Annotated in this window: 21 protein-coding genes; 5 read left to right on the top strand and 16 right to left on the bottom strand. The window is 72.2% G+C overall.

Annotated elements, in window-relative coordinates; translation table 11 throughout:
• Positions 1–278 precede the first annotated feature (278 nt).
• Both IE172_RS15565 and IE172_RS15560 read left to right on the top strand, forming a co-directional pair.
• Complete coding sequence (locus IE172_RS15565) at positions 279–1,520, top strand: DUF5919 domain-containing protein (protein WP_229886092.1); 1,242 nt, start codon at positions 279–281, stop codon at positions 1,518–1,520.
• A gap of 131 nt (positions 1,521–1,651) precedes the next feature.
• On the top strand, positions 1,652–2,374 hold the full coding sequence (locus IE172_RS15560; protein ID WP_190097818.1) for a 3'-5' exonuclease: 723 nt from the start codon (positions 1,652–1,654) through the stop codon (positions 2,372–2,374).
• A gap of 16 nt (positions 2,375–2,390) precedes the next feature.
• Here IE172_RS15560 and IE172_RS15555 read toward each other — a convergent pair whose 3' ends face one another.
• A complete protein-coding gene (locus tag IE172_RS15555; protein WP_190097817.1) occupies positions 2,391–3,254 on the bottom strand; it encodes a phosphotransferase in 864 nt (287 codons plus the stop codon).
• Between the two features lie 204 nt (positions 3,255–3,458).
• Here IE172_RS15555 and mgt point away from each other — a divergent pair, with 204 nt between their 5' ends.
• On the top strand, positions 3,459–4,658 hold the full coding sequence (mgt, locus tag IE172_RS15550; RefSeq protein ID WP_190097816.1) for a macrolide-inactivating glycosyltransferase: 1,200 nt from the start codon (positions 3,459–3,461) through the stop codon (positions 4,656–4,658).
• Between the two features lie 71 nt (positions 4,659–4,729).
• On the opposite strand, the gene IE172_RS15545 is transcribed toward mgt, so the two are convergent.
• The gene (locus IE172_RS15545) at positions 4,730–6,985 is read right to left on the bottom strand and encodes an MMPL family transporter (RefSeq protein WP_190097815.1); all 2,256 of its coding nucleotides are present in this window, start codon (positions 6,983–6,985) and stop codon (positions 4,730–4,732) included.
• A 258-nt stretch (positions 6,986–7,243) separates the two neighbouring features.
• Between IE172_RS15545 and IE172_RS15540 the strand changes: the two genes are divergently transcribed.
• Together IE172_RS15540 and IE172_RS15535 are read left to right on the top strand one after the other, a co-directional pair.
• Positions 7,244–7,792 carry a DUF1697 domain-containing protein gene (locus tag IE172_RS15540; protein WP_190097814.1) on the top strand — a complete coding sequence of 183 codons (549 nt, stop codon included), beginning with the start codon at positions 7,244–7,246 and terminating at the stop codon, positions 7,790–7,792.
• Positions 7,793–7,905: 113 nt separating this feature from the next.
• Positions 7,906–8,523, top strand: coding sequence for a mycothiol-dependent nitroreductase Rv2466c family protein (locus IE172_RS15535; RefSeq protein ID WP_190097813.1), 618 nt, complete (start codon positions 7,906–7,908; stop codon positions 8,521–8,523).
• Positions 8,524–8,540: 17 nt separating this feature from the next.
• Here the strand turns inward: IE172_RS15535 and IE172_RS15530 are convergent, their stop codons facing one another.
• The 14 genes from IE172_RS15530 to IE172_RS15470 form a co-directional block, all read right to left on the bottom strand.
• Positions 8,541–9,278: a sirohydrochlorin chelatase gene (locus IE172_RS15530; RefSeq protein ID WP_190097812.1), complete on the bottom strand. Its 738-nt coding sequence runs from the start codon at positions 9,276–9,278 to the stop codon at positions 8,541–8,543.
• 8 nt (positions 9,279–9,286) lie between these two features.
• The gene (locus IE172_RS15525) at positions 9,287–10,183 is read right to left on the bottom strand and encodes an ABC transporter permease (protein WP_190097811.1); all 897 of its coding nucleotides are present in this window, start codon (positions 10,181–10,183) and stop codon (positions 9,287–9,289) included.
• The gene (locus IE172_RS15520; protein ID WP_190097810.1) at positions 10,170–10,958 is read right to left on the bottom strand and encodes an ABC transporter ATP-binding protein; all 789 of its coding nucleotides are present in this window, start codon (positions 10,956–10,958) and stop codon (positions 10,170–10,172) included. The genes IE172_RS15525 and IE172_RS15520 overlap by 14 nt, the downstream gene beginning before the upstream one ends.
• Before the next feature lie 36 nt (positions 10,959–10,994).
• On the bottom strand, positions 10,995–12,098 hold the full coding sequence (locus tag IE172_RS15515; RefSeq protein WP_190097809.1) for an aliphatic sulfonate ABC transporter substrate-binding protein: 1,104 nt from the start codon (positions 12,096–12,098) through the stop codon (positions 10,995–10,997).
• A 226-nt stretch (positions 12,099–12,324) separates the two neighbouring features.
• Positions 12,325–13,659: a sulfate adenylyltransferase subunit 1 gene (locus tag IE172_RS15505; RefSeq protein WP_190097807.1), complete on the bottom strand. Its 1,335-nt coding sequence runs from the start codon at positions 13,657–13,659 to the stop codon at positions 12,325–12,327.
• A 2-nt stretch (positions 13,660–13,661) separates the two neighbouring features.
• Positions 13,662–14,597, bottom strand: a complete 936-nt coding sequence (gene cysD, locus IE172_RS15500; RefSeq protein ID WP_190097806.1) for a sulfate adenylyltransferase subunit CysD — start codon at positions 14,595–14,597, stop codon at positions 13,662–13,664.
• On the bottom strand, positions 14,594–15,163 hold the full coding sequence (gene cysC, locus IE172_RS15495; RefSeq protein ID WP_190097805.1) for an adenylyl-sulfate kinase: 570 nt from the start codon (positions 15,161–15,163) through the stop codon (positions 14,594–14,596). Before cysC ends, cysD begins: the two co-directional genes overlap by 4 nt.
• Positions 15,164–15,165: 2 nt before the next feature.
• A complete protein-coding gene (locus IE172_RS15490; RefSeq protein WP_190097804.1) occupies positions 15,166–15,876 on the bottom strand; it encodes a phosphoadenylyl-sulfate reductase in 711 nt (236 codons plus the stop codon).
• Positions 15,873–16,052, bottom strand: a complete 180-nt coding sequence (locus IE172_RS34540) for a hypothetical protein (RefSeq protein ID WP_229886090.1) — start codon at positions 16,050–16,052, stop codon at positions 15,873–15,875. Before IE172_RS34540 ends, IE172_RS15490 begins: the two co-directional genes overlap by 4 nt.
• Positions 16,049–17,746, bottom strand: a complete 1,698-nt coding sequence (locus tag IE172_RS15485; RefSeq protein ID WP_190097803.1) for a nitrite/sulfite reductase — start codon at positions 17,744–17,746, stop codon at positions 16,049–16,051. The genes IE172_RS34540 and IE172_RS15485 overlap by 4 nt, the downstream gene beginning before the upstream one ends.
• A gap of 128 nt (positions 17,747–17,874) precedes the next feature.
• Positions 17,875–17,958, bottom strand: coding sequence for a putative leader peptide (locus IE172_RS35345; protein ID WP_310591794.1), 84 nt, complete (start codon positions 17,956–17,958; stop codon positions 17,875–17,877).
• 127 nt (positions 17,959–18,085) lie between these two features.
• Positions 18,086–18,658 carry a GNAT family N-acetyltransferase gene (locus IE172_RS15480; RefSeq protein ID WP_190097802.1) on the bottom strand — a complete coding sequence of 191 codons (573 nt, stop codon included), beginning with the start codon at positions 18,656–18,658 and terminating at the stop codon, positions 18,086–18,088.
• A gap of 84 nt (positions 18,659–18,742) precedes the next feature.
• On the bottom strand, positions 18,743–20,017 hold the full coding sequence (locus tag IE172_RS15475) for a hypothetical protein (RefSeq protein WP_190097801.1): 1,275 nt from the start codon (positions 20,015–20,017) through the stop codon (positions 18,743–18,745).
• Positions 20,018–20,199: 182 nt separating this feature from the next.
• Positions 20,200–21,486: a GAF domain-containing protein gene (locus IE172_RS15470; protein ID WP_190097921.1), complete on the bottom strand. Its 1,287-nt coding sequence runs from the start codon at positions 21,484–21,486 to the stop codon at positions 20,200–20,202.
• Positions 21,487–21,500: the final 14 nt, after the last annotated feature.

The following is a 21,500-nucleotide window of genomic DNA, read 5'->3' as shown; positions in this document are numbered from 1 at the left end:
TACGGCGCCGGTGGGGCGCCTTGGCTCCGAGTGTTCCCGTGTCTCCCCGAAAGGCGGGAACCACCTTCTACCCACACCCCGCGGCCGATGATTCCCGCACACGCCGAACTCGCTATGAATCCGCTCACTCCCGGACCCCGGCCCGGCGGAACGATCGGACGTATACGGGAAGTTGGGAAACGACCCTGCGCATCGGGCTGCACCGTGCGCCGCTGGCGGAGTACTCTCCTTGATCGTCGGGACGGGGAGTGCTCGGGGGAGCGGAAGGCGGTGCGCGGGTGGGGTCGGGAGGGCTGGAACTGCCCCCTGGTGGCGAGGGTCACGAGGGGAGCGGCTCCACGGACGTCCCGCCCGGTGCGGTGTCCCTGGCGCGGCCGATGGACGCGGGTTCGATCGGGCCGGAGCTGGACTGGGACACGGACGCCTGGCGCGAGGTGCGCACCCGCGCGCAGCGGGCCGGCCGCGCCTACATCTGGCTGAACCTGGTGGAACAGCGGCTGCGCTCGGTCGTGGCCGCCGTGCTGCGCCCGGTCTACGAGCCGGTGCACGGCGACGACTGGGTGGTGGCCGCGGCCGGGCCCGCCGGGCAGGAGTGGGTGCAGCGCGCGGTCGCCGTGCGCGAGGTCAGCCGCCGCAAGGGCTATCTGCTCGACCCGGCCGACGACAACGTGCTGTCCTTCCTCACCCTGCCGCAGCTGCGCGAGCTGATGGTTCAGCACTGGCCCTGTTTCGAGCCGTACTTCGACGACCGCAGGGACGTCGAACTCGCGCTGGACGAGCTGGAGGTCACCCGGAACGTGGTCTCCCGCAACCGGGCGCTGTCCGAGGCGGTGCTGAACCAGGCCGAGCGGGCCTCCGCACGGCTGCTGGAGATGCTCGGCGCGGGCGGGGACGTGCCGTCGGCGCGCCGGCTGCCCGTGGACGCGGTGGAGGACCTGGTCGGCGACCGGTACTCCGACGTCGTCGCCGTCCACCCCGACCGGGTGCGGCTGCTGCGCCGGTTCCCGGCCGAGGACATCTTCGGCGGGGCCCGCCGCCTGGACGCCCTCGGCATCGGGCTCAACCTGCTGGTGCAGAACTTCTCCGGACGCCGTCTGGTCCGGCTCGCCGAGTCCGGCTGCCGGGTGCGTCTGCTGTTCCTCAACCCGGCCTCCAGCGCGGTCAAGCGCCGGGAGCGCGAACTCGGCATCAAGCGCGGCGAGCTCGGCCGCGCCGTCGAGATGAACATCCTCCACATGCGCCGCGTCCGGTCCCGGCTGCGCGACCCGGGCGCCTTCGAGATCCAGGTCTACGACGAGACGCCCCGCTGCACCGCCTACCTGGTGGACGGCGACGGTTCCGACGGCGTCGCGGTCGTGCAGAACCACCTGCGGCGCGCCCGCGGGATGGAGGCGCCCGTGCTGGTGCTGCGCAACGGGACCAAGGTGGTCAAGCCGGGCGAGGTGGAGGAGGGCGGCCTGTTCCCCACCTACCGCGAGGAGTTCGAGCTGATGTGGGCGGATTCGCGGCCCGTGTCGTGAACGCCCCGCAACCCGGGCGGTTGTGGCGAGTCGTCCCGGCCGGTAAGCGGAACGCGTTCCTCTGATTGTCAGTGGCGCGTGGCAGGGTGGAGATCACTGGGGGAACGCACCACACAGAAGGGGGGCAGCCCATGGGCTGGCACCGGGAGCTGCTGATCGGCTTCGACCTGGAGACGACGGGAACCGACCCGCGCGAGGCGCGCATCGTCACGGGCGCCGTGATCGAGGTCAGGGCGGGGGAGCCGCTGGGCCGCCGCGAGTGGCTGGCCGACCCGGGCGTGCCGATCCCCGAGGACGCGGTGGCGGTGCACGGCATCAGCACCGAGCGGGCGGCCGCCGAGGGCCGCCCCGCCGACCAGGTCGCCGACGCCATCGCCGGTGTCCTCACCGCCTACTGGAAGACGGGCGTCCCCGTCGTCGCCTACAACGCCGCCTTCGACCTCACCCTGCTCTCCGCCGAGCTGCGGCGCCACGGACTGCCGTCCCTGCGGGACCGTCTGGGCGGCACGGATCCCGCGCCGGTCATCGACCCGTACACCATCGACCGTTCCGTCGACCGCTACCGGCGCGGCAAGCGCAACCTCGAAGCGGTCTGCGCGGAGTACGGAGTCCTCCTCGACGCGGCGCACGACGCGACCGCCGACGCCCTCGCCGCGGCCCGGCTCGCCTGCGCGATAGCCGTCCGCCACCCCAAGGTCGCCACCCTCGGCCCGGCGGAACTGCACCGCCGTCAGATCGAGTGGCACGCGGCGTGGGCGGCGGACTTCCAGCAGTTCCTGCGCCGCAAGGGCGACGCGGGCGCGGTGATCGACGGCACCTGGCCGCTGCGGGAGTCGGCGGGGGAGCGCGTCTGAGCCGTCCGGCTCGGCCTCAGAAGGGGTACCAGCGGACCGTCTCGTCGCCGTCCCGCAGGGAGGCCACCCGGCGTTCGAACTCGGCCAGGGCCTTGGGGTTGCCCGGCGCGTGCTGGGCGACCCAGGCGCAGCTGGCGGTCTCCCGGGCACCCCGCAGCACCGAGCAGCCCTCCCAGGCGCGCACGTCCCAGCCGTAGGTCCCGGTGAAGGAGGCGTAGGCCTCGTCCGGCAGCCCGTAGCGGTCGTGGGAGAGCGCCATCACCACCAGGTCGTGCTCGCGCAGGTCCGCCGAGAAGGTCTCCAGGTCGATCAGCACCGGACCGTCCGGCCCGACGTGCACATTGCGGGGCAGCGCGTCGCCGTGGATGGGCCCCGGCGGCAGCTCGGGCGTCAGGGCCGCCGCGGCCGCGGCGAAGCCGTCGCGGCGCTCGCGCAGATACGCCGCGTCCGCCGGATCGACCGTGTCGCCCGCCAGGCGCAGCCAGCGTTCCACCCCGCCGAGCAGTTCGCGGGGCGGCAGGGCGAAGGGCGGAGCGGGCAGCGCGTGGACCAGCCGCAGCAGTTCGGCCAGATCCGCCGGCTCCGTGGGCCGCACCGCCTCCGGCAGCCGGTGCCACACGGTCACCGGGTGACCCTCGACCAGCAGCGCCCCGGGCTCGGCCGCCCGCACCGCGGGCACCCCCTCCGCCGCCAGCCACCGCGCGATCTCCAGTTCCCGGCGGGCCCGCTCCAGCAGCTCGGGATCGCGGCCCACCTTGATCACCAGACCGGCGGCGGCGAACACCGCGTTCTCGCCGAGGGCGAGGAGCCGCGCGTCGCGCGCCCCGCCGGGCAGCACTCCGGCGGCCCCGAGGACCTCCCGCGCCCGTGCCTCGTCCATTCTTCCCCTCCGTGTCCGTCCGCGCCCGACCGCCGGGGTCCGGCCATCCGCCGGTCAGTCTCGCATTCCCACAGGTGGGGGGTGTGCGCGGTGCTCCGACGAGGCGGACCGCCTTCACGGACGGTGGCTGCGGCCGCACGAGGTGCGGGCCCCGCGACCGGAAACAAGTTGCACGAGACGTCTCGTCTCGCCTATGGTTCCGGCATGACCACTCCCGCGCACATCGCCATGTTCTCCATCGCCGCCCACGGGCACGTGAACCCGAGCCTCGAGGTGATCCGCGAGCTCGTGGCGCGCGGCCACCGGGTGACCTACGCGATCCCGCCCCTCTTCGCCGGGAAGGTCGCCGGGACGGGCGCCGAACCCAGGCTGTGGAACTCCACTCTCCCGGGCCCCGACGACGACCCCGAAGCCTGGGGCACCACCCTGCTGGACAACGTGGAGCCGTTCCTCGACGACGCCGTCCAGGCGCTCCCGCAGCTCATCGAGGCGTACGAGGGGGACACCCCCGACCTCGTCCTGCACGACATCGCCTCCTACCCGGCGCGCGTGCTCGCCCACCGCTGGGGCGTGCCCGCCGTCTCCCTCTCGCCCAACCTCGTCGCCTGGGACGGGTACGAGGAGGAGGTCGCCCGGCCGATGTGGGAGGAGCCGAAGAGGACCGAGCGGGGGCGGGCCTACTACGCCCGCTTCCACGCCTGGCTGGAGGAGAACGGGATCACACAGCACCCCGACGACTTCGCCGGCCGCCCCGCCCGCTCGATCGTCCTGATCCCCAAGGCGCTCCAGCCCCACGCCGACCGGGTGGACGAGAGCGTGCACTCCTTCGTGGGCGCCTGCCAGGGCGACCGCGGCGCGGAGGGCGACTGGCGGCGGCCGGCCGGCGCGGAGAAGGTCGTCCTGGTGTCGCTCGGATCGTCCTTCACCAAGCAGCCGGCCTTCTACCGGGAGTGCGTGAAGGCGTTCGCCGGACTGCCCGGCTGGCACTTGGTGCTCCAGGTCGGCCATCACGTCGGTCCCGCCGAACTGGGGGACGTACCGGACAACGTCGAGGTGCGCTCCTGGGTGCCGCAGCTCGCGATCCTCAGGCAGGCCGACCTGTTCGTCACCCACGCGGGCGCCGGCGGCAGCCAGGAAGGGCTGGCGACGGCCACGCCGATGATCGCCGTGCCGCAGGCGGTGGACCAGTTCGGCAACGCGGACATGCTGCAGGGGCTGGGTGTGGCCCGGCACGTCCCGGCCGGGGAGGCGACCGCGGAGGTGCTGGGAGCCGCGGCCCTCGCCCTGGTCGACGACCCGGAGGTGGCGCGGCGGCTGAAGGACATCGCCGCGGACATGGCGCGGGAGGGGGGTACGGGCCGGGCGGCCGACCTGATCGAGGCGGAACTGCCCGGACGGCGCTGACCCCGGCGCGGGCGAAGGCACGGAGAAGGGCCCGGCGGAGTACCGCCGGGCCTTCTCAGTGCCTCACCGGATCACACCGGCACCCGCTCACCCCTGCCGTCCCGGGCCTCCGGCGCGGCTGCCGCCACCGCCTCCGGCGACTCGTCGTGGGTCAGGTCCGGCATCCGGTGCAGCCACTTCGGCAGGTACCAGTTGCGCTCGCCCAGCAGCGCCATCACCGCCGGGAGCAGCACACCCCGGATGATCGTCGCGTCGATCAGCACCGCGGCCGCCAGGCCGACGCCCATCTGCTTCATGGACTGCATGGACAGCGTCCCGAAGATCGCGAACACGGCGACCATGATGACGGCGGCGCTGGTGACCACACCGGCCGTGGTGACCACACCGTGCTGGATCGCGTCCCGCGTCGTGCGGCCCCGCATCCGCGCCTCCCGGATCCGGGAGACCACGAACACGTGGTAGTCCATCGACAGGCCGAAGAGGATCACGAACAGGAACAGCGGCAGCCAGGTGATGATCGCGCCGACGCCCTCCGCACCCACCAGGGAGGCGCCCCAGCCGTGCTGGAAGACCGCCACGAGGATGCCGTACGCGGCGCCCACCGACAGCAGGTTGAGCACGATCGAGGTGAGCGCCACCGTCAGGGAGCGGAACGACAGCAGCATCAGCAGGAAGGCGAAGACGACCACGAAGACGAAGACCGGGACCACGGACCCGACCAGCTGGTCGTTGAAGTCCTTCGAACCGGCGACCTGACCGGTGATCGGTGCCTCGACGCCGTCGACCGTGCCGAGCGTGGCGGGCCGCACCTCGTCGCGCAGCGTGTCCAGGCTCGCGCCCGCCTTCTCCTGGTCGGAGCCGCCCACCAGCGGCACGTAGACGAAGGCGACGTTCTGCTCGTCGTGCAGCCTGATCTCGACCGGGCCGCGCGAGGCGCCCGAACTGACCGCCTGCTCACGGAAGTCGGCGAGCGCGGCCTTCACCTCGGGGGCGTTGATGTCGTCCGCCCTGACGACCACCTCGGCCGGCTCCGAACCGCCCGGGAACGCCTCGTTGACCCGGTTGTACGTCTGCACGATCGGCAGCGAGTCACCGAACTCCTGGTCCAGCGTGAGGTTCTGGGTCTTCATGCCGATCGCCGGAGCGGCGACGGCGAGCAGCGCACCGGTGGCCACCACGGCCGCGAGCAGCGGCCTGGCGAGCACCCGCTTCAGCACGGCGGTCCAGAACCGGCTGTCGTTGCCGCCGTTCGCGCGCCGCTTGCGCAGGAACGGCAGGCGGCCCTTCTCGACCCGCTCGCCCAGCAGCGACAGCAGGGCCGGCAGCACCGTCACGGACCCGACCATGGCGACCGCCACGACCATCAGCGAGGCCAGGCCCATCGCCTCGAACTCGGCCAGCCCGGTGAACAGCATGCCCGCCATGGCCACGCACACGGTGACACCGGAGACGACGATCGCCCGGCCACTGGTCGCCGCGGCGATCCGCAGCGCCGTCTGCGCGTCACGTCCGGCCGCCCGCTCCTCACGCTCACGGCGCAGGTAGAACAGGCAGTAGTCGACACCGACGGCCAGACCCACCAGCAGCATCACCGAGTTGGCGGTCTCGCTCATCGGCTGGAGGTGGCTGACCAGGCCCATCAGACCCATCGTCGCCATGATCGCGGTGATCGCCAGCGCCACCGGCAGCAGCGCCGCCACCAGCGCGCCGAACGCGATCAGCAGGATGCCGAGCGCCACCGGCACCGCCGAGTACTCGGCCTTCTTGAAGTCGGCGCCGAACGCGTCGTCGAACGTCTTCATCATGCTGGCGCCGCCGATCTCCTCGATCCGCAGCGAGCCGTGGTCCTTCTGGACGTCCTCCACGGCCTTCAGCACCGGCTCGACACGGTCACCGGCGGTGGCGGAGTCGCCGCGCATGTCGAACTGGACCAGCGCGCTGCGCCCGTCCTGCGAGATGGTGTCGCTGTCGTACGGCGAGGTGACCTCGGTGACCCGGCCGGTCTTCTCGACGGCCGTGACGACCGCGGTGACCGCCGACCGGAACTCCTCGTCCGTGGCCGTGAGGCCGTCCTCCTTCGCCTGGACGAGCACGGTCTCACTGGCCGGCTCCTCGATGCCGGCGTCCTCGACGATGCGGGCGGCGGTGCTGGTCTCCCCCTTGAGCTGATCGCTGTTGCCGACGTCGACGCGGCCCGCGGCCGAGCCGAGACCCATCGCCAGCACCACGAACAGCACCCAGATGCCGACGGCGGCCCAGCGGTGCCGGGCGCTCCAGCCGCCGGCCCGGGCGGCGAGGCCCCGTACCCGCGAATCTCCGTTCCCCATGACGGGCTCGCTCCCTCGTGTTCGGCAGCGACCCCCTGCCGCCACCTGACCTTTCGAAGGTAGGGGCCGCGTAAGCGCCTCTCGTCGTGCTGTCCGGTGAAGCTCGGGGGAGCGAAGTCATCCCATCGGCGTTCCCGTCCTCCCCACTGCGGAGGACGGCTGCCCCCTACACGTACCCCGAGAGGTGGGGGTCGGAGATCAGGGTCGGGACCGATGCGGGTCCCGGTCCCGGCCCCGCCGCCGCCCTATCGTTGGGGCATGGCGACGAGATACGCGGCGCTGCTGCGCGGCATCAACGTGGGCGGCGGCAGGAAAGTACCGATGGCCGAACTGCGCACCCTCATGGAGGGCCTCGGTCACGACGGGGTGCGCACCCACCTCCAGAGCGGCCAGGCGGTGTTCGCCTCCGGCCACGGGGACGAGGAGTCACTGGCCGCCGAGCTCTCCACGGCGATCGAACGCCACTTCGGTTTCGCCGTGGACGTCATCGTGCGCGACCACGCCTACCTGAAGGCCGTCGTCGAGGCATGCCCGTACCCGGCCGGCGAGCTGGAGCCCAAGCAGCTGCACGTCACCTACTTCTCCGTGCCCGTCACGCCCGACCGCTTCGCCGGGATCGACCCCGACGCCTACCGGCCCGAGGAGTTCAGCCTCGGCGACCGCGCCCTCTACCTCTACGCCCCGAACGGCCTCGGCCGCTCCAAGCTCGCCGAGCACCTCGCCAGACCGCGCCTGACCAAGGACGTCGTCGCCACCAGCCGCAACTGGAACACGGTGACGAAGCTCGTGGAGCTCACCGGGGAATGAGCCGCCGGGGCACCGTCCAAACCGGATCGGTGACCCGGCCCCGAAGTGGACCGGTGACCGGGCCCCGAAGTGGACCAGGCACCCGCGCCCCGCCGCGCCTACGGTCGGGTGCCATGAGCGACGGATCACCCACCCGTGTCGACTGCTGGTTCGACCCCGCCTGTCCCTTCGCCTGGATCACCTCCCGCTGGCTGCTGGAGGTCGAACGCCGGCGCCCCCTCGACCTGCGCTTCCGCGTGATGAGCCTCCACCTGCACAACACCGGCAACGAACTGCCCGACTGGTACCGCGACCTCGTCGACCGCTCGACCGGCCCGGTACGGGTGGCGGTGGCCGCCGCCGAGCGGCACGGCGAGAAGGTGCTGCGCGACCTCTACACCGCCCTCGGCACCCGCATCCACGAGCAGGGCACCGAGGACTTCGACGCCGTGATCGCCGCGTCCCTCGCCGAACTCGGCCTGCCCGGCGACCTGGCGGCGGCCGCACACGACCCGGCGTACGACGACGCCGTGCGCCGCAGCCACGAGGCGGGCGCCGAGCCGGACACGGGCGCCTACGTGGGCACGCCCACCCTCCACGTCGACGGCACGGTGTGGTTCGGGCCGGTGCTGCGGGCCGTCCCCCGGGGCGAGCGGGCGGCCGCCCTGTTCGACAGCTTCCGGGTGCTGGCCGGCGACCCCGACCTCTTCGAGCTGAAGCGCACCCGGACCGGCCCACTGTCCTTCGGCTGAACGGCGCGGCCGGCTGATCAGGCGCCGACCGCGGCGAGCAGCGGCACCCGCGCCGCGTCGTACCGCTCCAGCAGCACCCGCGCCACCTCCGGTGCGGGTCCCAGCACGTCCGCCAGGACGTCCGCCCCGGCCGCGCCGCGGGCGATCCGGTCCGGGAGGCGTCCGGGAGCCAGGACGTAGGGGGCGACGGCGACGCGTGCGCAGCCCAGGGCACGCAGTTCGCGGACCGCCTGTTCCGTGCGGGGGAGGGATGCGGAGGCGAACGCAGGCCGCACGGCGCACCAACCGGTGTGCCGCCACTCCCGCGCGATGTCTGCGATCACTGCGATCGCCTCCGGGTCGGAGGACCCCGCCGAGGCCAGCACGACCCCGGTCGAGGACTTGTCGGCGGGCGTCAGGCCCGCCTCGTACAGCCGGCGCTCCAGTGCCGCGAGCAGCAGCGGGGAGGGACCCAGCACCTCGGCCTGGCGGATGCGCAGCCGCGGCGGGGCCTCGGCCAGCACCGCCGGGATGTCCGACTTGGCGTGGAAGGCCCGGGTCAGCAGCAGCGGGAGGGCCACCACCTCACGGATCCCTTCGGCGTCCAGGGACTCCAGCACGCCCCGCACGGACGGCACGTTGAAGTCCAGGAAGCCGGTCTCCACCCGCAGTCCCGGCCGCAGCGACCGCACGCTCCGCACCAGGTCGTGCACGGTCGCGGCGTGCCGCGGATCGCGGCTGCCGTGGGCGACGACGAGAAGTACCGGACGGTGCATGGCGTGCCTCAGCTCTTCACCAGCAGACCACGGCTGCGCAGCACCCACCGCTCCAGCGGGCTGAAGATCAGCAGGTCGATGGCGATACCGACGGTCAGGATCAGCAGGATGGCCTCGAAGACCATGGCCATGTCGCTGGCGTTGCGGCCGTTCTCCAGCAGCTGGCCCAGGCCGATGCCGAGGTCGGGGAAGGACGCGATGATCTCCGCGGCCATCAGCGAACGCCAGGAGAACGCCCAGCCCTGTTTCAGACCGGCCACATAGCCGGGCAGCGCGGCCGGCAGCACGACGTGCCAGGTGCCCTTCAGCCCGGTCGCGCCCAGCGTGCGGCCGGCCCGCAGGAACAGCGGGGGCACCTGGTCGACACCGGAGACCAGGCCGTTGGCGATCGAGGGGACCGCGCCGAGCAGGATGACGGCGTACATCATCTGGTTGTTCAGACCCAGCCAGATCACCGCCGGCGGCACCCACGCCACCGACGGCAGCGACTGCAGCCCGGACAGGATCGGCCCGATCGCCGCACGCACGAACTTCACCCGCGCCACCAGCAGCCCGAGCGGGGTGCCGATCAGCAGCGCGAAGAAGAAGCCGAGCAGACCGCGCGAGACGCTGGTCCAGATGTAGCCGAGCAGTTCACCCTTGAGCCAGGCCTGCTGGAGGACGTCCCACACGGCGCCCGGCGAGGGCAGCTTGGTCGGATCGTCGACGATCCTGAACGAGACCAGGGCCTGCCACACCGCCAGCACCAGGGCGATGGCGAGGACCGGTGGCAGGATCTTCTCCACGAAGGTCTGCCGCAGCGGCTTGCGTCCGGTCTGCACCGTCTCCAGTGCGTCGAGGCCCGCCTCCAGACCGGCGAGATCGCTCCCGTCCCCGTCCTTCGCGGTCGTCTCAGTGCTGGCCATGACGGCGGATCTCCCCACGGAGTTCTTCGGTGATCTCGACGGACAGTTCCGCCACGGCGGTGTCCTCGATACGACGCGGATGCGGGATGTCCACGGTCCACTCGCGGGCGATCCGGCCCGGACGCGAGGACAGCAGCACCACCCGCTGCGCGAGCCGGACGGCCTCGCGCACGTTGTGCGTGACGAACAGGACGGACAGCCGGGTCTCGCGCCAGATCCTGGTCAGCTCGTCGTGCAGCACGTCCCGCGTGATGGCGTCCAGCGCCGCGAACGGCTCGTCCATCAGCAGCAGCCGGCTGTCCTGGGCGAGCGCCCGGGCCAGTGCCACCCGCTGCCGCATGCCGCCGGACAGCTCGTGCACCCGCTTGCCGTGCGCGCCCTTCAGCCGCACCAGCTCCAGCAGCTCCTCGGCCCGGCCGCGGCGGTCGTTCTTCGGCACGCCCCGCAGCTTCAGGGCGAGTTCGATGTTCTTGCCGGCGGTCAGCCACGGGAAGAGCGCGTGCTCCTGGAACATCAGCGCCGGCCGGCCGTCCGTGCCGATCGCGCCGGACGTGGGGCGGTCCAGCCCCGCGACCAGGTTGAGCAGGGTGGACTTGCCGCAGCCCGAGGCACCCAGGAGGGTGACGAACTCGCCGGGGGCGACATCGAGGGTGATGTCGTCCAGCACGAGCTGGTGCCCGGCGGGGCCCGCGAACGACTTCGAGACGTGCTCGATGCGGGCGGCGTGGGTGACCGCCCCGGTGCCGTCGGCGGCCTTGGCGAGGGTCGTGGCCATGGTCGTCACCTCCTGGGAACTCTTCGTGATCCGGGCTTACTTGACGCCGAGTCCGGCGTCGTCGACGGCCGGTCCACCGGCGGCCTTCAGGACCTTGTTGAGCGGCGTCAGGTCGTAGATGCCGTTCAGGTCGGGCCGCTCCAGGAGACCCGCCTTGACGGCGTGTTCCGCCTGCGCGTCGAGCGTGGCGGCCAGCGGGTCGTCGGTGAACGTGATCGACTCCCACGCCGGGTCGAGCACCTCGGCGGGCAGCGCCTTGCCCGAGTCGGCCTCCAACTGCTGGTTGGCGGCGGCCTTCGCCTCGTCCGGGTTGGCGTTGATCCACTTGTTGGTCTCGACGGTCGCCTTCAGCACCGCCTCGACGGCCTTCGGGTGCTGCCTCAGGAACTCCTGGCGCACGATGATGTTCGTGATCACGAACTTCTCGTCCGGCCACAGGGACGCCTCGTCCAGCAGCACCTTGCCGCCCTCGGCGACCAGCTTGGATGCGGTCGGCTCCGGCACCCACGCGCCGTCGAGCGACCCGGCCCTGAACGCGTCCGGGGTGACCTTGTTGTCGCTGCGGACGACCGTGACGTCGCCCTTGCCGCTCTGCGCGTCGACCTTCCAGCCCTGCTCGGCCACCCAGTTGAGGAACGCGACGTCCTGGGTGTTGCCGAGCTGCGGGGTGGCGATCCGCTTGTCCTTGACGTCCTTCAGGGACGTCACCTTGTCCGGGTTCACCACGAGCTTGACCCCGCCGGACGCCGAACCGCCGATGATGCGCAGGTTCTTGCCGCCGGACTTGGTGTAGCCGTTGATGGCCGGGGAGGGGCCGATGAAGCCGATGTCGATGGAACCGGAGTTCAGTGCCTCGATCTCCGACGGCCCCGCGTTGAAGGTCGCGTACGTGGCCTTGGTGGCGCCGAGTTCCTTCTGGAACAGGCCCTTCTTGTTCCCGACGAGGGCGGTGCCGTGGGTGAGGTTGCCGAAGTAGCCGATCCTGACGGAGTCGAGTCCGTCGATCTTCTCCGCGCCGGCGGCGACCTTCGCGGAGTCGTCCGTTTCGGCCTCGGACCCGTAGCCGCAGGCGGCCAGGGTGAGCAGCGGCAGCGCGGCCATCACCGCGAGGGTACGGCGCAGGGCTGGTGTGGCAGGCACGGGAGGTGTTCCTCTCGGAGGCCCGGCGGTCACGGTCTTCTCTCAGGCCGTGGCCGGGAAGTCGGCGGGTTTTCGTCTACGGCGGTGGGGGGTGAGGGCGCGCGAGCGGTGCGCGTACGTCAGCGCACACATCGGCCGACCCCGCCCTGCCCGCTGCCGAGAGCACCGCTGCCGACGCGGCCGCCCTCCTTCGCGAACGTGGAGTAGAAATCGGTGGAGTTCATGGTCAGAAGTTCCACCCGTCGTCCTCGGCCGCGTCCTTGACCGGCTCCGGCGCGGCGAACGACTCGCCGACCATGCCCGCGGTGAGGGTGGTGCCGTCGCTGGGGTCGATGAGGATGAACGACCCGGTGCGGCGCGAGTCCGCGTAGGAGTCCGCGGGCAGCGGCTCGGCGGTACGGATCTTCACCCGGCCGATGTCGTTGGCGACGAGCCGGCCCGGGTGCGGGTGCAGGGACAGGTCGTCCAGCGTGAGCCGGGCCGGGATGTCCTTCACGATCGCCTTGACCGTGCGGGTGCCGTGCTTGAGCAGCACCCGGTGGCCGACGGTCAGCGGCTGGTCGGCGACGTGGCACACGGTGGCCTCGACGTCCTGCGAGGTGGCGGGCGCGTCCTCGCTGGGGACGATCAGGTCGCCGCGGGAGATGTCGATGTCGTCGGCCAGCAGCAGCGTCACCGACTGCGGGGTCCAGGCGACGTCCACGGGCTCGCCCAGCAGGTCTATCCCGCTGACCGTCGTCGTCCGTCCGGACGGCAGCACGGTCACCGCGTCACCCACCCGGAACGTGCCGGCGGCGATCTGGCCGGCGTAGCCCCGGTAGTCCGGGTGCTCGGCGCTCTGCGGCCGGATCACGTACTGCACGGGGAGGCGCGCGTGGCAGTGCGCCAGGTCGTGGCTGACCGGGACGGTCTCCAGGTGCTCGAGGACCGTCGGGCCGCCGTACCAGTCCATGTGCGCGGACGGCTCGACCACGTTGTCGCCGACGAGCGCGGAGATCGGGATGGCGGTGACCTCGGGGACGCCCAGCTCGGTCGCGTAGGCGGTGAACTCCTCGGCGATGGCCGCGAAGACGGGCTCCCGGTAGCCGACCAGGTCCATCTTGTTGACGGCGAGCACCACGTGCGGGACCCGCAGCAGCGCGGCGATCGCGGCGTGCCGGCGGGTCTGCTCGACGACACCGTTGCGGGCGTCGACCAGGATCACCGTCAGCTCGGCGGTGGAGGCGCCGGTGACCATGTTCCGCGTGTACTGCACGTGGCCCGGGGTGTCGGCCAGGATGAACCGCCGGCGGGTCGTGGCGAAGTAGCGGTAGGCCACGTCGATGGTGATGCCCTGCTCCCGCTCGGCCCGCAGGCCGTCGGTGAGCAGCGCGAGGTCGGGCGCCTCCTGGCCCCGGTTCGCCGACGCCCGCTCCACGGCCTCCAGCTGGTCGGTGAGGACCGACTTGGAGTCGTGCAGCAGCCGGCCCACCAGGGTGGACTTGCCGTCGTCGACGGAACCGGCGGTGGCGAACCGCAGCAGTGTGGTGGCCGCGAGCTCCTCGGTGGTGATGGTGCTCATCTCTAGAAGTACCCCTCGCGCTTGCGGTCTTCCATCGCGGCCTCGGAGAGCTTGTCGTCGGCGCGGGTGGCACCGCGCTCGGTGAGCCGGGAGGCGGCGATCTCGGTGATCACCTTCTCGATGGTGTCGGCGTCGGAGTCCACCGCGCCGGTGCAGGACATGTCACCCACGGTGCGGTAGCGCACGAGCCGCTTCTCGACCCTCTCGCCGTCCTTCGGGCCGCCCCACTCACCGGCGGTCAGCCACATGCCGGCACGGGCGAAGACCTCCCGCTCGTGCGCGTAGTAGATCTCGGGCAGTTCGATGCCCTCGCGGGCGATGTACTGCCACACGTCCAGCTCGGTCCAGTTGGACAGCGGGAACACGCGGACGTGCTCACCGGGGGCGTGCCGGCCGTTGTACAGGTTCCACAGCTCGGGGCGCTGACGGCGCGGGTCCCACTGGGAGAACTCGTCGCGCAGCGAGAACACCCGCTCCTTCGCGCGGGCCTTCTCCTCGTCGCGGCGCCCGCCGCCGAACACCGCGTCGAACCGCTCGCTCTGGATCTTCTCGGTGAGCGGCAGGGTCTGCAGCGGGTTGCGGGTGCCGTCCGGGCGCTCCCTGAGCACCCCGCGGTCGATGTAGTCCTGCACGGACGCGACGTGCAGCCGCAGCCCGTGGCGGGCGACCGTGCGGTCGCGGTAGTCGAGCACCTCGGGGAAGTTGTGCCCGGTGTCCACGTGCAGCAGCGAGAACGGGACGGGCGCCGGGGTGAACGCCTTCAGCGCCAGGTGCAGCATCAGGATGGAGTCCTTGCCGCCGGAGAACAGGATCACCGGCTTCTCGAACTCGCCCGCCACCTCGCGGAAGATGTGCACCGCCTCGGACTCGAGGGCGTCCAGGTGCGAGAGGGCGTACGGGCTGTCCGTCCCCTCCCGGACAGTGGCGACCGTCGTCATGCCAGTCCCCTTTCGCTGAGCAGGGCGTACACCGACGCCGCGGACTCCTGCACGGTCTGGTTGTGCGACTCGATCCGCAGATCGGGCGTCTCGGGCTCCTCGTACGGGTCGTCCACACCGGTGAGCCCGGTGAGTTCACCCGCGGCCTGCTTGGCGTACAGACCCTTCACGTCGCGTACGGAGCACACCTCGACGGGGGTCGCCACGTGCACCTCGACGTACGGTGTGCCGCCCGCCGCGTGCCGCTTGCGGACCGCCTCCCGGCTGTCGGCGTACGGCGCGATCACCGGCACGAGCACGGTGACGCCGTTGCGGGCGAGCAGTTCGGCGACGAAGCCGATGCGCTGCACGTTGGTGTGCCGGTCCTCGCGGCCGAAGCCGAGGCCCGCCGAGAGGAACTCGCGGATCTCGTCGCCGTCGAGCACCTCGACCCGCCGGCCCCGCTCGCCCAGCCGGGCGGCCAGCTCGTGGGCGATGGTGGTCTTGCCGGCGCTCGGCAGACCCGTGAGCCAGACGGTGGCTCCGGTCGTCACGTGATTCTCCTGGTTCGTCGAAGGCGCGGTCATGGTCAGCCGTGCAGCCCGCACTCGGTCTTGGTGCGGCCCGCCCAGCGGCCGGCGCGGGCGTCCTCGCCCTCCAGCACCCGGCGGGTGCACGGCGCGCAGCCCACGGAGGCGTACCCGTCCGTCAGCAGCGGGTTGGTGAGGACACCGTGCTCGGCGACGTAGGCGTCCACGTCGTCCTGGGTCCAGCGGGCGATGGGGGAGACCTTCACCTTCCGCCGCTTCTCGTCCCAGCCGACGACCGGGGTGTTCGCCCGGGTGGGGGATTCGTCGCGGCGCAGGCCGGTCGCCCAGGCCGCGTAGCCCTTCAGGCCCTCCTCCAGCGGCCGCACCTTGCGCAGCGCGCAGCACAGGTCGGGGTCGCGGTCGTGCAGCTTCGGGCCGTACTCCGCGTCCTGTTCGGCGACCGTCTGCCGCGGGGTCAGCGTGATGAGGTGGACGTCCATGACGGCCTCGACCGCGTCCCGGGTGCCGATGGTCTCCGGGAAGTGGTAGCCGGTGTCGAGGAACACCACGTCGACGCCGGGCATGACCCGGGAGGCGAGGTGGGCGACCACCGCGTCCTCCATCGAGGAGGTCACGCAGAACCGCTTGCCGAAGGTCTCGGCGGCCCACCGGAGGACGTCCGGCGCCGAGGCGTCCTCGAGGTCGCGGCCCGCCTGCTCGGCCAGCGCCTTCAACTCCTCGGTGTCGCGCCCTTCCTGAACAGCCGTCATGTCCGGTCCCCTCCCGTGTCGGATCGCTGGAGACCCCGGGCGAGCAGCCCGAGGAACTTCAGCTGAAAGGCTCGGTTGCATCCGCCGCATTCCCACGCCCCGTGCCCCTGTTCCCCCGGGCGCAGGTCCTCGTCGCCGCAGTAGGGGCAGTGGAACGGCGCCGCGCGCTCGCTCACGACAGGGCCTCGTCCGACGCGCGGCCGACCCAGACCGCGAAGCGCTCGCCGTCCTCGCGCTCCTCCTGGAAACGCTTGAGGACGCGCTCGATGTAGTCGGGCAGCGCGTCCGCGGTCACCTTCAGGCCGCGCACCTTGCGGCCGAAGCCGGCCTCCAGGCCGAGCGCGCCGCCGAGGTGCACCTGGTAGCCCTCGACCTGCTCGCCGCGCTCGTCGAGCATCAGCTGCCCCTTGAGACCGATGTCCGCCACCTGGATGCGGGCGCAGGCGTTCGGGCAGCCGTTGAGGTTGATGGTGATCGGCTCGTCGAAGTCCGGGATGCGGCGTTCGAGTTCGTCGATGAGCGAGGCGCCGCGCGCCTTGGTCTCGACGATGGCGAGCTTGCAGAACTCGATGCCGGTGCAGGCCATGGTGCCGCGCCGGAACGGGGAGGGCTTCGCGCTGAGGTCCAGGGACTCCAGGGACTCCACGAGGGAGTCGACCTGCCCCTCCTCCACGTCGAGGATGATCATCTTCTGTTCGACGGTGGTCCGCACCCGGCCCGAGCCGTGGGCCTCCGCGAGGTCCGCGATCTTGGTGAGGGTGGTGCCGTCGACACGGCCGACGCGGGGCGCGAACCCGACGTAGTAGCGGCCGTCCTTCTGGCGGTGCACGCCGATGTGGTCGCGCCACTGCTGCGCCGGCTGCTCGGGCGCGGGCCCGTCGGTCAGCTTGCGCTTCAGGTACTCGTCCTCCAGCACCTGCCGGAACTTCTCCGCGCCCCAGTCGGCGACCAGGAACTTGAGGCGGGCGCGGTTGCGCAGGCGCCGGTAGCCGTAGTCGCGGAAGATCGACAGGACGCCCTCGTAGACGTCGGGCACGTCCTCGATGGGTACCCAGGTGCCCAGCCGCACGCCCAGCTTGGGGTTGGTGGACAGGCCGCCGCCGACCCACAGGTCGAAGCCGGGCCCGTGCTCGGGGTGGCGGACGCCGACGAACGCCACGTCGTTGATCTCGTGCACCACGTCGAGGACGGGCGAGCCGGAGATGGCCGTCTTGAACTTGCGGGGCAGGTTGGAGTACGCCTTGTTGCCCAGGACGCGGCGCTTCATCTCCTCCAGCGCCGGGGTGCCGTCGATGATCTCGTCCTCGGCGATGCCGGCGACGGGGGAGGCGATCATCACGCGCGGGGTGTCCCCGCAGGCGGTGACCGTGGACAGGCCGACGCCCTCCAGGCGCTCCCAGATCGCGGGCACGTCCTCGATGCGGATCCAGTGGTACTGCACGTTCTGACGGTCGGTGATGTCGGCGGTGCCGCGGGCGAACTCCTGCGACACCTCGCCGATCACCCGGAGCTGCTGGGTCGTCAGCGCCCCGCCGTCGATGCGCACCCGCAGCATGAAGTACGTGTCGTCCAGCTCCTCCGGCTCCAGGACCGCGGTCTTGCCGCCGTCGATGCCGGGCTTGCGCTGGGTGTAGAGACCCCACCAACGCATCCGCCCGCGCAGGTCGTTGGGGTCGATCGAGTCGAAGCCGCGCTGGGAGTAGATCGTCTCAATGCGTGTCCGCACATTGAGACCGTCGTCGTCCTTCTTGAACTGCTCATTGCCGTTGAGCGGGGTCAGGTGCCCCACGGCCCACTGGCCCTCTCCGCGGTGACGGCTCACCTTGCGGCGGGGGGTCGCGACGGCAGGCTTCTGCGGGGTGGCGGCCATGGTTGATACGTCCTTCGGGACAGGCGAAATGCGGCTCTGACCTGCGCATGTGGGCGCACGGAGTGATGTGCGCGCCGTTGCGCGAGGGGTGAAGCGGAAAGGGGGATGCCGGGCGGTGCTGGGTGCTCCTAGCGCGCCGGACAGATGGCGCTGGACATGCGGCCGAGGTCGACGTGCCGCCGACTCACCAAGGCGATTCCAGTTCCGGACATGACGGAAGCGTGGCACGGAGATCTGGACACAGTCCAGCTTCGTCCAAAATGCGGACACCCTTGTCTCGCAGTGAGAGACAAGGGTGTCGTTGGTCACAAGCTCCGCGAGCGGTCTTGTCGGCGCTGGTCAGGCCGGGTAGGCGCCGGGCCAGGGGCCCGGCGTGGCCACGTCCGGCTCGTTCTCGACCTTGGTGTCGAAGAGGGTGAAGCCCCGGCGCAGGTAGTTGTCCATGGCGTGCTCGCCGTCCTTGCTGCACGTGTGCAGCCACACCCGCCTGGTCGGCTTCAGCCCCGGCAGGCGTTCGGCCATGTCCCAGGCGCGGGCCGTGCCGTAGGACAGCAGGTGACCGCCGATGCGGCGCCCCCGGAAGGCGGCGATCAGGCCGAAGTAGACGATCTCGACGACCCCGTCCTCCTGCGCCTCCAGCTCCACGTACCCGGCCGGCGTCCCGCGGTCGTAGGCGACCCACGTCTCCACCCCGGGCCGCTCCAGGTGCTCCGTCCACTGCGCGTACGTCCAGCCCAGCCGGTCGGTCCAGCGGATGTCACCGCCGACCGAGGCGTACAGGAAACGGCTGAACTCGGGCGAGGGCACCCCGGCTCGGGCCACCCGCACGTCCCCCTCGGGCACGGCGGCCGGGCGGAGATCGGCGGGAGCGGTCTGCTCCAGGGACCAGGTGGTCACGGCGATGGTCGTCATGTCCGAAAGGGAACCATCCGGCACGCACGCCTGTCGAACGCCTGACCAGTGCGCGGACGGGTGAGGTGGGCCGGTGGGCACCGCCTAGTCGTCGAGGGACCGGTCGACCGAGGCCAGCGGCAGCGCGAACAGCATCCGCCCGGACTGCGACCACACGTCGCCCGTCTCCTGCCAGTAGGACAGGGACGTCGCCTCGCCGCTCCAGCAGCGGTGCGTCTCGTCCGCCCCGCAGCGGGTGGGGCGGGCGCCGTCGGAGTCCTGCCGCCACAGGGTGCCGCGCTCGTCCGGTGTCCCGGTCATCCGGCCCAGGTACCAGCCCGACCGGTACGACAGCACACTGCGCACATGGGTCAGTTCGGTCTCGTACACGGCCACCGGGACCGCGTCGAGCAGTCCGGTCCGCTCCGGGCGGGTGCTGAACGCGTACCGCCACAGCCGGGTCGGCCCGTCCTCGTCCGCGGGCGTCGCCTCGTGCGCGACCAGGCTGTCCGGGGCGGTGCTGCGGTCCAGGGCGATGCCGCCGGGCCGGGGTGCGCCGGCGCCGGTGGTCCGGTAGGAGGCGACCGCCGGGAGGACGTACCGCGCCCCGGCCGCCGACCAGCCGCCGGGCACCCGGCCGACGGACGTGCCCTCCACGGTCGCCCGCTGCACCCGGTCCAGGTCGTACACGTAGAGGGCGCCGCCCTCGCCGCGGCCGGTCGTGACCAGCAGCTTGTCCTGGTACCAGACCATGCCCGACACGGTGGAGCCCAGCCCGCGGTAGTCGCGGCCCCCGTCCACCGGAACGGCGAGGAGCGCCCAGGTGTAGCGGAGTTCGCCGGCGTCACCGGCGTTCACGAAGGCGACCCGGGCGAGTCCCTGCTCCGCCGCCGTGCCCGTGGTCCTGCTCCATCCCGAGAGGATCACCCGGTTCTCGCCCCAGCGGCCGTCCTCGTCCGCGTCCCCGGAGGTGGTGACGGCGCCGGCCCGCCATCCGTCGGTCTCGTGGCCCGGCCAGCAGTACGCCCGCGTCGCGGCGGGCTCGACGGGCAGGGCCCGCCGCTCCTCGTCCGTGCAGTCCGCCGCGTCGCGCAACGAGCCGTCGGGGTCGGCGAGGACGTCACCCACCCCCACGGGCGGGCCCATCCCCTCGGTGAGACGGCCGAGCGCGTCGCCCGGAACGCTGTCCTCCGTCAGGCGCAGCGGAGCGGTCTCGGAGGCGGCGGTCAGCGGTTTCAGTGCCCCGGGGTCGTCCGCGTCGGTGGCCTGCGAGGCGCTGATCAGGGTGGCGGCCGCGGTCAGCGCGAGCGCCGTCCCGGCGAGCCCGGCGCGCAGCGCCCTGCCCCTTCTGCGCCGGCGGTGTCTGCCGCGATGTCCCATAACGTCCTCCCGGAGCGAGCCAACTGCGTCCGGTGATCCGAGGGTTGACCGAGGAGCAGATGGGGTGGCCCGTACCGGGATGCTACGACAGCCGGCCGCCGCGCACGACGAAGACCCCGTGATTGCGCGGAATCCGTGGCCTTCCGCCTCCTTCGCGGGGACCGACGGCCGGGCGCAGCGGGTCAGGGGTGTGCGCGCGGTCCCGTGGCGTACGTGCGGGGGCCGTCCCGCGTCGGGGCCCTCGAGTGGGGGAGGAGGTCGTGGGGGTCGTCAGGGAGGAGGACGTCGACTTCCACGTTCTCCGCGAAGCGGTACGGGCGGTGCTCCAGCAGACCGCCCAGGTAGCGCCGGATCCGGGACATCTCCGCGCGCACCGTCACCGTGCGGGCGGGATCGCCGAACACGTCCCCGGCCAGCGCCGCCGCGCTGCGCCCGGTGCGGTGCACGGCCAGCAGGTACAGCAACTCGGCGTGTCTCGGGCTCAGTTCACGGGCCCAGGAGCCCGCGCCGCCGGACACGTCCACCGACCAGCGGCGCGGCTGACGCAGATCCAGCACGATCCGCGTCCCGGCACGTGTCACCGGCTCGTCCGCCGCCCGCACCAGCCAGCCCCCGGCCAGCGGCTCCAGCGAGCACCGGCCCAGCGCCGGCAGCCACCGTATGCCCGCCGACACCGACTTGGGCAGCGCCAGCCGTTCCGTGTACGGCATCCCGGTCACCGCCGCCGCCCACCCGTGCCGGTCCACCACCAGCGCGCGCCCGGCGGTGCGCGCCAGCACCGGCGCCGCCACGGCGCGCAGCCGCTCCAGTGACCGCACATGCCGCTCACGCAGCCGCGCCTCGGCCAGCTTCGCCACCGAGTCGACCCACGCCAGCGTGGCCGGGTGCATCGTCTCCAGCGGTCCGCTCACATCGACCACGCCGATCAGCCGCCCGTCCCGGGGGTCGGTGATCGGCGCCCCGGCACACGTCCAGGAGGTGTGCGACCGTACGAAGTGCTCGGAGGCGAACACCTGCACGGGATGCCCGGTCACCGCCGGCGTGCCCACGCCGTTGGTGCCGACGACGTCCTCGCGCCAGTCCGCACCGATCTCGAAGCCCAGCCCGTCCGCCTTGCGCAGCACCGGCGGACTGCCCTCCCGCCACAGCACCCGGCCCTCCTCGTCGGCCACCACCATGATGTGGTGCGCGACGTCGGCGACCGAGAGCAGTCCCTCCCGCAGGACCGGCAGCACGTGCCGCAGCGTCGACGACGCCCGCCGCCGCTGCACCTCCTCGTGGGACAGCAGCCCGCTGCGGAAGCCGTGGTCCGGGTCCACGCCGCCGCGCAGCATCCGCTCCCAGGACTGCCCGATCACCGGGCGGGGAGCCACCGGCGCACGCCGCCCGGACAGCGCGGCGGAGCGGACCTCGTCGAGCACCCGCGCCGCGCGCGCCGAGTCGACGGCGGCCAACTGCGTCACGTCCATGGGCGAGAGCGCCA

Origin of the sequence: Streptomyces griseoflavus (genome assembly GCF_014649995.1) — a bacterium.
Taxonomy (GTDB): Bacteria; Actinomycetota; Actinomycetes; order Streptomycetales; family Streptomycetaceae; genus Streptomyces; species Streptomyces griseoflavus.
The sequence above is the reverse complement of the archived record's forward strand: the minus strand, read 5'-3'. Positions and strand labels throughout refer to the sequence as shown.